Source organism: Mesorhizobium sp. M4B.F.Ca.ET.089.01.1.1 (assembly GCF_004022605.1).
Taxonomy (GTDB): domain Bacteria; phylum Pseudomonadota; class Alphaproteobacteria; order Rhizobiales; family Rhizobiaceae; genus Mesorhizobium; species Mesorhizobium abyssinicae.
The window spans coordinates 1-13663 of the sequence record NZ_RZOS01000127.1 but is presented as its reverse complement, the minus strand read 5'-3'; the positions used below and the strand labels follow the sequence as shown (position 1 = coordinate 13663).

13 protein-coding genes are annotated in these 13663 nt (G+C 65.0%); 9 read left to right on the top strand and 4 right to left on the bottom strand.

The window, feature by feature from the left end; genetic code table 11:
- A partial coding sequence (locus tag EN780_RS14595) for a [protein-PII] uridylyltransferase (RefSeq protein WP_128274425.1) occupies positions 1-2626 on the top strand: 2626 nt, incomplete at its 5' end.
- A gap of 40 nt (positions 2627-2666) precedes the next feature.
- The gene (murJ, locus tag EN780_RS14590; protein WP_128274423.1) at positions 2667-4274 is read left to right on the top strand and encodes a murein biosynthesis integral membrane protein MurJ; all 1608 of its coding nucleotides are present in this window, start codon (positions 2667-2669) and stop codon (positions 4272-4274) included.
- On the opposite strand, the gene EN780_RS14585 is transcribed toward murJ, so the two are convergent.
- Both EN780_RS14585 and EN780_RS14580 read right to left on the bottom strand, forming a co-directional pair.
- Positions 4249-4653: a type II toxin-antitoxin system VapC family toxin gene (locus EN780_RS14585; RefSeq protein WP_127283977.1), complete on the bottom strand. Its 405-nt coding sequence runs from the start codon at positions 4651-4653 to the stop codon at positions 4249-4251. The two genes, murJ and EN780_RS14585, sit on opposite strands and share 26 nt — an antisense overlap.
- Positions 4653-4898: a type II toxin-antitoxin system VapB family antitoxin gene (locus tag EN780_RS14580; protein WP_127283976.1), complete on the bottom strand. Its 246-nt coding sequence runs from the start codon at positions 4896-4898 to the stop codon at positions 4653-4655. Before EN780_RS14580 ends, EN780_RS14585 begins: the two co-directional genes overlap by 1 nt.
- Before the next feature lie 176 nt (positions 4899-5074).
- On the opposite strand from EN780_RS14580, the gene trpS reads away from it, so the two are divergent.
- The 3 genes from trpS (at position 5075) to EN780_RS14565 (ending at position 7496) form a co-directional block, all read left to right on the top strand.
- Positions 5075-6142, top strand: coding sequence for a tryptophan--tRNA ligase (gene trpS, locus EN780_RS14575; protein ID WP_128274422.1), 1068 nt, complete (start codon positions 5075-5077; stop codon positions 6140-6142).
- A 102-nt stretch (positions 6143-6244) separates the two neighbouring features.
- Positions 6245-6736, top strand: a complete 492-nt coding sequence (locus tag EN780_RS14570) for a universal stress protein (protein WP_127283974.1) — start codon at positions 6245-6247, stop codon at positions 6734-6736.
- A 190-nt stretch (positions 6737-6926) separates the two neighbouring features.
- Positions 6927-7496 carry a NifU family protein gene (locus EN780_RS14565; RefSeq protein WP_127391409.1) on the top strand — a complete coding sequence of 190 codons (570 nt, stop codon included), beginning with the start codon at positions 6927-6929 and terminating at the stop codon, positions 7494-7496.
- A gap of 145 nt (positions 7497-7641) precedes the next feature.
- Here the strand turns inward: EN780_RS14565 and EN780_RS14560 are convergent, their stop codons facing one another.
- The gene (locus tag EN780_RS14560; protein ID WP_127391408.1) at positions 7642-8259 is read right to left on the bottom strand and encodes a L,D-transpeptidase; all 618 of its coding nucleotides are present in this window, start codon (positions 8257-8259) and stop codon (positions 7642-7644) included.
- A gap of 223 nt (positions 8260-8482) precedes the next feature.
- On the opposite strand from EN780_RS14560, the gene cueR reads away from it, so the two are divergent.
- From cueR to EN780_RS14540, 4 genes are all read left to right on the top strand, one after another.
- Complete coding sequence (cueR, locus tag EN780_RS14555; protein WP_128274420.1) at positions 8483-8902, top strand: Cu(I)-responsive transcriptional regulator; 420 nt, start codon at positions 8483-8485, stop codon at positions 8900-8902.
- Between the two features lie 661 nt (positions 8903-9563).
- Positions 9564-10064 (top strand): MmcB family DNA repair protein, encoded by a 501-nt coding sequence (locus tag EN780_RS14550; RefSeq protein ID WP_189556557.1) that lies wholly within the window; start codon positions 9564-9566, stop codon positions 10062-10064.
- Between the two features lie 223 nt (positions 10065-10287).
- Positions 10288-11034, top strand: coding sequence for an SDR family oxidoreductase (locus EN780_RS14545; RefSeq protein WP_128274416.1), 747 nt, complete (start codon positions 10288-10290; stop codon positions 11032-11034).
- Positions 11035-11076: 42 nt separating this feature from the next.
- Positions 11077-12111: an RNA polymerase subunit sigma-70 gene (locus tag EN780_RS14540; RefSeq protein ID WP_128274414.1), complete on the top strand. Its 1035-nt coding sequence runs from the start codon at positions 11077-11079 to the stop codon at positions 12109-12111.
- On the opposite strand, the gene nhaA is transcribed toward EN780_RS14540, so the two are convergent.
- Positions 12108-13301, bottom strand: coding sequence for a Na+/H+ antiporter NhaA (gene nhaA, locus EN780_RS14535; RefSeq protein WP_128274427.1), 1194 nt, complete (start codon positions 13299-13301; stop codon positions 12108-12110). The genes EN780_RS14540 and nhaA overlap by 4 nt on opposite strands.
- Positions 13302-13663: the final 362 nt, after the last annotated feature.

Here is a 13663-nt window from a genome sequence, read left to right as displayed (position 1 = left end):
GCTGAGGGAGGATGGCGGCGGCACCGCCTGCGCTGCCCGGCTGTCGCATCTCATGGACGAGATCATCCGGGCGCTCTACGATTTCGCCGCGACGCACGTCTATCGCGTCAAGAACCGCTCCGCGGCCGAGCGCATGGCGGTGGTGGCGGTCGGCGGCTACGGCCGCGGCACGCTGGCACCTGGCTCCGACATCGATCTTCTGTTCCTGCTGCCCTACAAGCAGACGCCCTGGGGCGAGCAGATCGTTGAATACATGCTCTACATGCTGTGGGATCTCGGGCTGAAAGTCGGCCATGCGACGCGCAACATCGACGAGTGCCTGAGGCTGTCGCGCACCGACGTCACCATCCGCACCTCGATCCTGGAGGCGCGCTTCCTGTGGGGCGAACAGAAGCTCTATGACGAGCTTTTGACGCGCTTCGACCATGAGGTGGTGCGCACCACCGGGCCCGAATATGTGCAGGCCAAGCTTGCCGAACGCGACGATCGCCACGCCAAGGCCGGCGAAAGCCGCTATCTGGTCGAACCCAACGTCAAGGACGGCAAGGGCGGGCTGCGCGACCTGCAGACGCTGTTCTGGATCGGCAAATATTTCTACCGGGTGCGCACCGGCGAGGAGCTGGTCGAGAAGGCCGTGTTCACCGAGGCAGAATACCGGGAATTCCTCAAGGCCGAGGATTTTCTCTGGGCGGTGCGCTGCCACATGCACTTCCTCACCGGCAAGGCCGAGGAGCGGCTGCATTTCGACATCCAGCGCGAGATCGCAGAGCGGCTCGGCTACACCAGCCATCCCGGCCTGTCGGCGGTCGAGCGCTTCATGAAGCACTACTTCCTCGTCGCCAAGGATGTCGGCGACCTCACCCGCATCTTCTGCGCCGCGCTCGAGGAAGAGCAGGCCAAGCACGTGCCTGGCTTCAACCGCATCTTCCTCACCTTCCAGCGTCGCAAGCGCAAGCTGGCCGGCACGTCCGATTTCATCGTCGACAATCACCGCATCAACGTCGCCGACGACATGGTGTTCGAGCGCGACCCGGTCAATCTGCTCAGGCTGTTCTGGTTCGCCGACAAGCATGGGCTGGAGTTCCACCCCGACGCGCTGAAGCTGCTCACCCGTTCGCTCGGCCTCGTCGGCAAGGCGCTGAGGCGCGACGAGGAGGCCAACCGGCTGTTCCTCGACATTTTGACCTCGGACCGCTACGCCGAGCTCAATCTCAGGCGCATGAACGAGGCGGGGCTGCTGAGCAAGCTGATCCCGGACTTCGGCAAGATCGTCGCCATGATGCAGTTCTCGATGTACCACCACTATACGGTGGACGAGCACCTCATCCGCTGCATCGGCGTGTTGGCCGAGATCGAGCGCGGCGACGGCGAGAAGGTGCACCCGCTGTCGCACGCGCTTATGCCGGGGCTGAAGAAGAGCCGCGAGGCACTCTATGTCGCCGTGCTCCTGCACGACGTCGCCAAGGGGCGGCCGGAGGATCATTCGGAAGCCGGCGCCCGCATCGCGCGGCGCATCTGCCCGCATATGGGGCTGTCGGCCGCCGACACCGAGACGGTGGCCTGGCTGGTCGAGAACCATCTCGTGATGTCGATGACGGCGCAGACGCGCGACCTCAACGACCGCAAGACGATCGAGGATTTCGCCTCGATCGTGCAGTCGGTCGAGCGGCTGAAGCTGCTGTTGATCCTCACCGTCTGCGATATCAGGGGTGTCGGGCCGGGCGTCTGGAACGGCTGGAAGGGGCAGTTGCTGCGCACGCTGTACTACGAGACCGAGCTGCTCTTGACCGGCGGCTTCTCCGAAGTGTCGCGCGCCGAGCGCACTTCCGCGGCGCGCGAGCGGCTGGCCGAGGCGCTGGCCAACTGGCCGGCGAAGGAGCGCAAGCGCTACGTCGCCCAGCACTACGAGAACTACCTGCTGACCGTCGACCTCGCCGACCAGCTGCGCCATGCCGAGTTCGTCCGCGAGGCGGATGCCGCCGACAAGAAGCTCGCGACCATGGTCAAGACGCACGAGTTCGAGGCGGTGACCGAGATCACCGTCCTGGCGCAGGACCATCCACGCCTGCTGTCGGTGATCGCCGGCGCGTGCGCCGCCGCCGGCGGCAACATCGTCGACGCGCAGATCTTCACCACCTCGGACGGCCGGGCGCTGGACACGATCCTGATTTCGAGGGAATTCGACCTCGACGAGGACGAGCGCCGGCGCGCCGAACGGGTCGGCCGGCTGATCGAGGACGTGCTGTCGGGCAAGACCTGGCTGCCGGAAATGATCGAAAAGCGCACCAAGCCCAAGCGCGGCGCCAAGGTCTTCCGCATTCCGCCGCGCGCCGAGATCCGCAACACGCTGTCGAACCGCTTCTCGGTGATCGAGATCGAGGGGCTCGACCGGCCCGGCCTGCTCTCCGAGATCACCGGGGCGCTGTCCGATCTGTCGCTCGACATCGCATCGGCGCACATCACCACCTTCGGCGAGAAGGTCATCGATACCTTCTATGTCACCGACCTCACGGGACAGAAGATCGACAGCCCGACGCGCATGGCCACCATCCACAAGCGCCTGATCGAGACCCTGGACGGCACCGCGCCGGAGCGCGGCGGCAAGACCAGGGCGGCTGCCGAGTGACCATCACTTTGTCCCAATCGCACAGGCAGTCTCCCCGCGCATGAGCCTCGTCAAGAAATTCGCCACGGTCGCCTCCGGCACGCTGATGAGCCGCGCGCTCGGCTTCGGCCGCGAGATGCTGATGGCGGCGGCGCTGGGCACCGGGCCGGTCGCCGACGCCTTCAACGCCGCCTTCCAGTTCCCCAACACCTTCCGCCGGCTGTTCGCCGAGGGCGCCTTCAACGCCGCCTTCGTGCCGCTGTTCGCCAAGGAGATCGAGACGCATGGCACCGAGGGCGCCAAGCGCTTCTCCGAGGAAGTGTTCGGCGTGCTGTTCACGGCACTGCTGGCGTTGACGATCGCCATGGAGTTCGCGATGCCGCTGATCGTGCGCTACCTGGTGGCGCCGGGCTTCGCCGACACGCCGGGCAAGTTCGAGACGACGGTCACGCTTGCGACCATCATGTTCCCCTATCTCATCTGCATGTCGCTCGGCGCCATGATGGCCGGCATGCTGAATTCGCTGCGCCGCTATTTCGCGGCTGCGGTGGCGCCGGTCTTCCTCAACATCATCCTGATCGGCGTGCTCGGCTACGCTTGGTACAATGGGCTGGATGCGCACGACGTCGGTTTCGGCCTGTCCTGGGGCGTGCTGGCGGCGGGGGTGGTGCAACTCGCCATCGTCTGGGTGGCGGTGCGCCATGCCGGCATCTCGATCGGCTTCCGCAGGCCGAAGATGACGCCGAGCGTCAAGCGGCTGTTGATCCTGGCGTTGCCGGCCGCGATCACCGGCGGCATCACCCAGATCAACCAGCTGATCGGCACGGCGATCGCCTCGGCGCAGGACAGCGCCGTTTCCTCTCTGGCCTATGCCGACCGCATCTACCAATTGCCGCTCGGCGTCGTCGGCGTGGCGGTGGCGATCGTGCTGTTGCCGGAACTGTCGCGGGCGTTGAAGTCGGGCAACCTGATCGAGGCGGCCAACCTGCAAAACCGTTCGGTCGAGTTCACGCTGTTCATGACCTTGCCGGCGGCGGCCGCGTTGTGGGTGATGTCGGAGCCGATCGTGCGGCTGGTCTACGAGCGCGGCGCCTTCGCCGCCAACCATTCGACGCCGATCGTGGCCTCGATCCTGGCGATCTTCGGTCTCGGCCTGCCGGCCTTCGTGCTGATCAAGGCCTTCACCCCCGGCTACTTCGCGCGCGAGGACACGCGCACGCCGATGATGTTCGCCGCCATCTCGGTCGGCGTGAATGTCGCGACCGCCCTGTCGCTGTTTCCGTCGATGGGCGCGCCGGGCATCGCAGTGGCGTCGGCCGTCGCCGGCTGGGTCAACGCCATGATGCTGCTTGCCGTGCTGATCCGGCGCGGCCATTGGGGCCGCGACATTCCGCTGTTGAAGCGCATTCCGAGGCTGGTGCTGTCCGCCGTGATCATGGCGACCGCGCTTTACTTCGCGGAGCGGCATTTTGCGACGCAGATCGGACCCGGCTCACCGCTGGTCGTGAAAGCAACGACGGTGCTTGCACTGGTCGCCGGGGGTGCTGCGCTCTATTTCATCGCCGCCTTCGCGACCGGCGGCGCCGATTTCGGCATGATCCGCAGGAATGTGAAGCGCGGCGAGGCAAAGGCAGCGCCGCCGGTTACGGAACAGTCTCCAGATCCGTGAGCCTGAATTCGTCGGCCGTGGAAAGCATCGGAACGGCGTAGTGGCGTGCGCAAGCGTAGTGGAAACAGTCCGCCAGGTTCAGTCGGATGGCGTTGTTGCGAAACCGCGACGCGGCCTCGATGGATAGCGATGCCGCGTCCAGCGCCGGCGGCAGCTCGCGCAAGGCAATTGCGCGCTCTTCAAGAAAACGGGTCACAATCTCAGCGCTTCTGGCAACCGGTATTGCCAGCTTTTCCGGCCGGGATAGGGCCATTGAGGCTTCCCAGACAGCGATTGCGGAGGTGAATGGAGCCGAGGCGTCCACGACCGCTTGCGCGCAGCGTTCGGCCTCAGCTTCATTGCTCAGCATCGCAACGATAGCGGCTGCATCGACGAACATCAGTCCTCGCCGGACAGTTCATCATAGACCGAGCGGGGCAACGGCCTGCGCGCCTGCTCGCCCAACTCAATTCCAAACTCGGCCCTCAGCCGGGCTGCCGTCTCCAACGGCGTCTCGCGGTTGCGCCGCCGTTCGAGGGCTTCGCGCATGGCGATCACGATGGCCTCGGTGATGCCGACGCCCTCAGCTTTGGCGAAGGCGCGGGTTAGCCTGTCGGCTTCCTTGTTGTTGATATTGATGGTCATGACTACATTCTTTCGTGTAGCTTGAAACATGTAGCCACCGCATGCCAATGTCAATAGCCCGTTAATGGGCACGTTGGGGTGCCTCTTGATCGGATGCCGGGCTTCGTCCATAAGCGCGCCCGTCGAAAGACTTTCGCCGCGCGCGAAACGGCCCTCCACAAGCCAATGAGGAAAAAATGTCAGCCTTCAAGCCACTCGTCTTTTCGGGCGTCCAGCCGACCGGCAATCTGCATCTCGGCAATTATCTCGGCGCCATCAAGAAATTCGTCGCGCTGCAGGACCAGTCCGACTGCATCTATTGCGTCGTCGACCTGCATTCGCTGACGGCGCAGCTCGTCCATGACGACCTTGCCGACCAGACCCGCTCGATCACCGCCGCCTTCCTCGCCTCCGGCATCGACCCCAGGAAGCACATCGTCTTCAACCAGTCGCGGGTGATGCAGCACGCCGAGCTCGCCTGGATCTTCAATTGCGTGGCGCGCATCGGCTGGATGAACAAGATGACGCAGTTCAAGGACAAGGCCGGCAAGGACCGCGAGAACGCCTCGCTCGGCCTGCTTGCCTATCCAAGCCTGATGGCCGCCGACATCCTGCTCTACCGCGCCACCCATGTGCCGGTGGGCGAGGACCAGAAGCAGCACCTCGAGCTGACCCGCGACATCGCCCAGAAATTCAACAATGACTTCTCCGACCGCATCGCCGCCCTTGGCGTCGGCGTCGAGATGCAGGTCGGCGAGGAGACGGTGAACGGCTATTTCCCGATCACCGAACCGGTGATCGGCGGACCGGCGGCGCGCATCATGAGCCTGCGCGACGGGTCGAAGAAGATGTCTAAGTCGGACCCGTCTGACCTGTCGCGCATCAACCTGACCGACGATGCCGACACCATCTCGAAGAAGATCCGCAAGGCCAAGACCGATCCTGAAGCCTTGCCGGGCGAGGTCGACGGGCTGGCCAGCCGTCCCGAGGCGGAAAACCTGGTCGGCATCTATGCCGGGCTTGCCGAAATCTCCAAGGCGGACGTGCTGAAGGAGTTCGGCGGCCAGCAGTTCTCGGTGTTCAAGCCGGCGCTGGCCGACCTCGCGGTGGAGAAGCTGGCACCGATCGCCGGCGAGATGCGCCGCATCGAGGGCGACCGCGCCTATGTCGATGCGGTGCTGAAGGACGGCGGCGAGCGCGCCGGCGCGCTGGCGGAATCCACGATGCGGACGGTGCGCGACATCATCGGCCTGTTGCAGGACTGATCGATCCAATCTCGTCGATCGCTACCGCCATGAAGGCCGGCGGCTTGCCGCCGGTCTTTGGCGGTGGCAGATTGCGGCCGAATTGATACCGAGCAGACAGACATGGTCTCCAAACGTCTCAGCCGTGAAGTTGGCCACCGCCGCAAGTTCCTGGCGATCATCGACGACACGCCGGAATGCGAGCGCGCCGTCGCCTATGCCTCGAAGCGGGCGCAGAGCACCAGCGGCGTGCTGGTGCTGCTCTATGTCATCGAGCCGGACGATTTCCAGCACTGGCTGGGGGTCGAGAAGATCATGCGCGAGGAGGCGAACGCCACGGCGCGCGCCGCGCTCGATACCTACGCCAACAAGGTGCGCCAGAAGCTCGGCATCGAGCCGGAACTGGTGGTGCGCGAGGGCAAGCCGACCGAAGAGATCCACAAGCTGATCGAGGAAGACCAGGACATCGCCATCCTGGTGCTGGCGGCAGGCGCCGGCAAGGAAGGCCCCGGGCCGCTGGTCAGCGCCGTGGCCGGCAGGGGCGCCGCCTTCCCCATCCCGGTCACCGTGGTGCCGCAGAATCTGTCGGATGAGGAAATCGACAGCCTCGCTTGAGGCGTGCTGTTATCCAGGTGAAGCCGGCCTGACCTGAATCTAAACACGCCTCGCCCTATGTACCGGAGGCTTGGCAAAAACATTCCGCCAGCCAGCCGTTGCGGCGACGCGTTTCGCTTGAATGTCCCGCCGATAGCGCCTATTTAGAACCATTCCAAACTATCCGCCCGAAACGGGCATGGAGACCGCCATGTTCATCCAGACCGAATCGACGCCGAACCCGGCAACGCTGAAGTTTTTGCCTGGCAAGGAAGTGCTGCGCGAAGGCACCGCCGATTTCCGCGACGCCGACAGTGCGGCGAGCGCCTCGCCGCTGGCCGGCCGGCTGTTCGAGATCCCAGGCGTCACCGGCGTCTTCTTCGGCTACGACTTCATCACCGTGACCAAGGACGGTCCCGACTGGCAGCATCTGAAGCCGGCGATCCTCGGCGCCATCATGGAGCATTTCATGTCGGGCGCGCCGGTCATGACCAAGGCCGGCCCGGCGGCCGAGACCAGCGAGACCGGTGAATTCTACGACAAGGCCGACGAGGAGCTGGTCATCACCATCAAGGAGCTGCTTGACACCAGGGTGCGCCCGGCGGTTGCCCAGGACGGCGGCGACATCACCTTCCGCGGCTTCGAGAACGGCACCGTGTTCCTGCACATGAAGGGCGCCTGCGCCGGCTGCCCGTCGTCGACGGCGACGCTGAAGCACGGCATCCAGAACCTGCTTCGTCACTTCGTCCCCGAGGTGCAGCAGGTCGAGCAGGTCGCTTAAGCATAAGCTCTTCCGTCAGCACGCAACAAAAAACCGGGCCGAATTGCCCGGTTTTCTGTTTTGGGACGTCCATTTGTTGCCTAGACGGTCCGCGTACTCAACTTTTCAGGTGAACCATGACCCCCGAATACAGGGATCGTGGTCCCTACATCACGATGACCTTGGCGCCGACAGAGGTGCGGTTGTAGAGGTCGATGATGTCCTGGTTCATCAGCCGGATGCAGCCCGACGACATCGCCTTGCCGATCGAATTCCATTCCGGGCTGCCATGCAGGCGGTAGCCCATGTCGCCGCCCTTGTTGAACAGGTACATGGCGCGGGCGCCAAGCGGGTTCTTCAGGCCCGGATCCATGCCGCCAGCGAATTTGGCGAGTTCCGGCTGGCGCTTGATCATCTGCGAGGGCGGCGTCCAGGTCGGCCATTCGCGCTTCAGCGCGATACGGGCGGTGCCGTGCCACTCGAAGCCTTCACGGCCGACGCCGATGCCGTAGCGTATCGCCAGCCCGTCACCCTCGACGAAGTAGAGGAACTTGTTCTGGGTATCGACGATGATCGTGCCCGGCTTTTCCCTGGTGTCGTACTCCACTTCCTGCCGGTGGAAGCGCGACGGAACCTTCTCGATCGGGATGCGCGGCAATTGATAACCCGCATCGGTGACCGCGCCATAGTCGTTGGTGAAGAGTCGCGCGCCGATGGTGCTGCAACCACTGATCGCGGTCGACATCGCCAAAGCAGCGACGATTGCAAGAGACTTCAAGCGCATGAATAGGTCCGATGCCCAGCCCGTTGATCGCGGCACGAGTCGGCCGCTTTTCCTGAAATCATTCATGCTGGCATTTCTTTTGCTTGCCAAGCGCGCGATGCCTATATGCAGGACCTTACCTGCCGGTAGATGCACAACTGCGTCTTTTCGGCAACAGGGCTCACAGGATTGTGAAGCAAAATCAATGGGGCCTCCGACTGGGGTCCGGATTGAGGAGAGCGCCATGAATGTCGGAGACGCCGCCGAGCGGTCCGGCCTGCCGGCCAAGACCATCCGCTATTACGAAGAGATCGGCCTGATCCGGCCGGCGCGGGCCGAGAACGGCTATCGCGACTATTCCGGCGACGATATCCACCGGCTGGCCTTCCTGCGCCGCGCCCGCAATCTCGGCTTCTCCATCGACGACTGCCGCCAGCTGATGGCGCTCTACCAGGATCGCGACCGGGCCAGCCACGACGTGCGCGAGATCGCCGCCGCCCATGTCAGGGCGATCGAGGAGAAGGTGCGCGAGCTGCAATCGATGCGCGCCACGCTGCAGACGCTGGTCCGCGCCTGCCACGGCGACCACCGGCCGGACTGCCCGATCCTGGACGACATGGCGGGCTTGACGGCGGACGGCGAGCACAGCAAGACGGCGAACTGATCGCCGCAGCCACGACAGGATCGCCCGCTGCGGCAAGGCGGTGAACCCGCGTCATTCCTTAGAGGGGAAGACGCGGGCCAGGTTGCCACCTGTTGCAATCACCAGCGGCGAATGCAACCGAACACAACCATTAACGATGGCTAATGTCTAGGGTGGGCCGGCGCGACCCCTACAGCCGGCGCGATCAGTTCGCATTCATCGCAGCCGTTGCTTTAAGGGTCCCTGTTGGGTTCGACATGTATCCGCCGGGAAGGATGCGTCATTCATCCGGTGGAACGGGACAGGGCCGGTGAATTAGGCGCGAAGCTGCGCTCTCGCTTCCTGAGCGGCTTCGATAAGGAGGTCTAGGTCGTCTGTCCGCATCGGGGAGAAGGTCGAATCTTCGCGCCCGACTGTACGCTCATGCGGCACGTCCGTTCGCCATCATCTGACTGGTAGATTTTGAACGAGATCGTGAGCCATTGGGCCTAACGTTGTACTGGGCGATGAGCTTGCGCGACCAGAACCGCCGCCAACCGTTTACCAGCGATTGAAAAAGCAAGACGACCCCCGTTTCCCCCGAGATTGGAAGCTATCGCCGGGCGCTTGGGGTCTGTAAAATATACAATCGCCCCCATGAGACGGGTTCAAACCGTGAACAAAATCTGGCATGGTGCCGGCCATGCCCATCATCTCACCGATTCCCCTTAACCCCTTGATCGACGGTCGCCAGTCGGAGCGCGCCATGCTGGTGCGGCGCGGGGTGCAGCGGCTGCTTGCCGCAATGGGCGCGCATGTGCTGCCGGAACTGTCGCTCGCAACCGGCCGGCGCGCCGATCTCGTGGCGCTGACCCGGCAGGGAGACATCTGGATCATCGAGATCAAATCCTCGATCGAGGATTTCCGCGTCGACCGCAAATGGCCCGATTACCGGCTGCATTCCGATCGCTTCTTTTTCGCCACCCATCCCGGCGTGCCCTCGGAGATCTTTCCGCAGGAATGCGGCTTCATCCTCTCCGACGGCTATGGCGCCGAGATCCTGCGCGACGCGCCGGAGCATCGGATGGCGGCGGCGACGCGCAAGGCGCTGATGCTGCGGATCGCGCGGGCGGGCGCGGCGCGGCTTTTGGCGGCGGAGCTTGCCGGCGTTTCGGTGCCGGCGCTGGACGGCGAGAGCGAGTAGGCCGGCTGGCTCGGCCTGCTGAGGGTTCATGCTGCTGCGCTTGCCCTCATCTCCTGCCGGGATCCCGCATCTGGGAGAAGGAAGAAGGCGGCGATCATGGCGCAACCTTGCCGATCATCTGTGAAAGATTTTCGATCCCGCACCGATGATTTCCGCTGGCCCCGGCTGTCCTCATCAACAGGCGCAACCGGATGGTCCGGCGGCCCGGAATGGGAGGTGGTCCATGGGATCGTTGGAAGGTCAGAATGTCGTCGTCATCGGAGGCAGCCGGGGTGTCGGCCGCTCGATCGTGGAAGCAGCGCTTGGCGAAGGGGCAACGGTGCTAGCCGTCGCCCGCGGCACCGCCGCGCTAAAACAGCTTGCCTGGGAGAAGCCCGGCGTAAAGACCCTGGCGGTCGACGCGACGGAAGAGAGCGCGCCCGAAGCCGTTTTCGACGCGCTTGCGCCGGATGTGCTGGTGGTCTCGGCGGGCGCGCTTGCCGCATCCGCGCCGGTGCAGGAGCAGAGCTGGGAAGTGTTCTCGGCAAACTGGGAGATGGACGTAAAGGCGTCGTTCCTGTTCTGCAGGGCGGCGCTCCAGGGGCGGCTGAAGCAGGGGAGCCGGGTGGTGTTGATCTCCAGCGGGGCGGCCTTCAGTGGCGGGCCGCCGAATTCCGGCAGCTATGGCGGCGCCAAACGCATGCAGGTGTTCCTGGCCGGCCACTGCCAAAAAGAATCGGACCGGCTCGGCCTCGGTCTGCGCTTCATGGCGCTCTCGCCGATGCGCATCATGCCCGGCACCGGGGTCGGTGACCGAGGCATCGACAGCATTTCGGCCTATATGGGCATCCGCCCGGCGGACTTCCTGGCCAGCATGACGGACATGCAGACCCCGGCCGATGTCGGGCGCGCGGTGATCCAGCTCGCCATCGCGAAGCAGCAAGGCAGTTCCTTCGTGGTGAGTGGCGCCGGACTTGCGGCGGCGGCATGAGGCGCGCAGGATGCCGGCCGAACTCAGCCCCGCAGGCTCCGCATGACAGACGCTCCCGGCGCTTCTGAGCCATTGGGCCGGACAGGCCAGCCGATCCTCGATCGGCTGGCCTTCCAGCACTTGACCGTGGCGCATCGCCGCGAGCTCAAGCTGCACTGTTACCGGATGATGGGCTCGCTCAACGAGGCCGAGGACCTTGTCCAGGACACTTTCCTCAAGGCCTGGCGCGCAAGGCCGCAATTCGACGGGCGCGGCTCTCCTCGCGGCTGGCTCTACAGCATCGCCACCAACAGCTGCCTCAACGCCATCAAGGCGAGAGCGGCTGCGCGCCGTATTCTAATGCAGCCCGCACGACCGCCCTCCGATGGACCCGCGACCGGCGGACCCGTCGCCGAGATCGCCTGGCTGGAGCCCTATCCGGACACCGAGCTGCCGGACTTTGCCGACGCCGAGCCCGGGCCGGAAGCGCGTTACGAGACCCGCGAGGCCGTGCAACTCGCCTTCGTAGCGGCGATCCAGCTGCTGCCGGCGAGGCAGCGGGCGGCGCTTCTGCTTTGCGACGTGCTGGGGTGGTCGGCCGCCGAGACCGCGCAGCTGCTGGGCGGATCGACCGCCTCGATCAACAGCGCCCTGCAGCGGGCTCGCGCGACGCTTGGCCAGCGATATCCCGAAGGCCGCCCCTTGCAGCGGTCACGGCCCAGCCCGGAAGAGGGCCTGCTGCTCGAACGCTATATGCGGGCCTGGCAGGCCGACAATCTCGACAGCCTCGTCGACCTGTTGCGGGAGGACGCCACCTATCACATGCCGCCATGGCGGGAATGGTACCGGGGGCGCCAGGCGATCGGCGCTTTCCTCGAGACCGTCTGGAGCAATTTTGCCGGCTATCGCACGGTGGCCACCGGAGCCAACGGCCAGCCCGCTGTCGGTGTCTATGCGTTGAGCCATCAGGATCTTGTGTGGCGGCCGCACTCGCTGCATGTCATCGAGCCTGCGGGCGGCGCAATCGCTTGCCTGACGATCTATGTGCCGCCGCTCGGACCTCAACTGTTCGCCGCCTTCGGCCTGCCGCCAAGCTAGTCTTCGTCCGCCTCACCCGCAGCCGGCGGCGCGGCCAGCAGCACTGCCGAGCCGAGCAGCGCGGCGACCAGCGAGCCGGCGAGGATGCCGACCTTGACCGCGTCTTGCAGTGCTGCATCGCTGGCGAAGGCGAGCAGGCCGATGAACAGGCTCATGGTGAAGCCGATGCCGCACAGAAGCGAAATGCCGATCATGTGCGGCCAGCCAGCATTAACCGGCAGGTCGGCGAGGCCAAGCCGGATGGCGAGCGCCGACGAGCCGAACACGCCGACCAGCTTGCCCAGCACCAGGCCGGCGGCGACGCCTAAGGTCAGCGGCTCGACGAGGGCGGCCATGCTGAGGCCAGCGAGCGAGACGCCGGCATTGGCGAAGCCGAAGATCGGGATAACGATGAAAGGCACCAGTCTGTGCAGGCCGTGCTCCAGCCTGTGCAGCGGCGAATGTTCGATATCGTCGCCGATGCCGGCGGCGCGCTCGAGCGGGACGGTGAGCGCCAGCGCCACGCCGGCGAGCGTCGCGTGCACGCCCGATTTCAGCACCAGCACCCAGAGCACGGCGCCGAGCACGAGATAGGGGATCAGGTTCATCACCCGCATGCGGTTGAGCGCGACGAGCGCAGCGATGACCGCGAAGGCGGCGCCGAGATAGGCGAGCGAAAGACCGCTGGTGTAGAACAGCGCGATGATGATGACGGCGCCGAGATCGTCGATGATGGCGAGCGCGGTGAGGAAGATTTTCAGCGAGGCCGGCACGCGGTTGCCGAGCAGCGAGAGCACGCCGAGCGCGAAGGCGATGTCGGTGGCTGTCGGGATCGCCCAGCCGGAGAGGGCCGCCTGATTGTCGCGGTTGATCAAAACATAGACCAGCGCCGGCACCACCATGCCGCCGGCAGCCGCGATACCAGGCAGCACGCGGCGCGGCCAGGTCGAGAGCTGGCCGTCCAGCATCTCGCGCTTGATCTCCAGGCCGACCAGCAGAAAGAACACCGCCATCAGCCCGTCATTGATCCAGTGCGAGACGCTGAGCGGTCCGAGATAGGCGTGCAGGAGAGCGAAATAGGCTCCGGCGAGCGGCGAGTTGGCGACGATGAGGGCAAGCGCCGCCACCACCATCAGGATGATGCCGCCGGCCGCCTCGCCGTCGAGGAATTCGCGCAGGATGGATTTCGGCCGCTGCTCCAAATCCCGCACGTCGCCCTCCCTCATGCGCTGTCCACCGCGCGATGATGCGCAAACTTCAAGGGCCGGGCAAGCATCGATCCGGCAAACGGGTTCGGCTTCAAAGCCCCATCTCCTTTCCGAACGCCGGCGCTGCCCCTCATCGCCCTGCCGGGCACTTCTCCCCGTATAGAGACGGGGAGAAGGGGCTGGCCGCAGCCTCGGCGCCCATTCTGCAACGCCGAAGATTGGCGAAATCGGGGATGAGAGCGCCCCTCTCCCCGTCACTATACGGGGAGAGCGACTGTCTTGGCTGTCAAGCTGTTTGCCATGGTTTTTGGTCGCGGATGATGGCGTTGAGAATGGTCAGCAGCTTTCGCATGACGGCCACGACG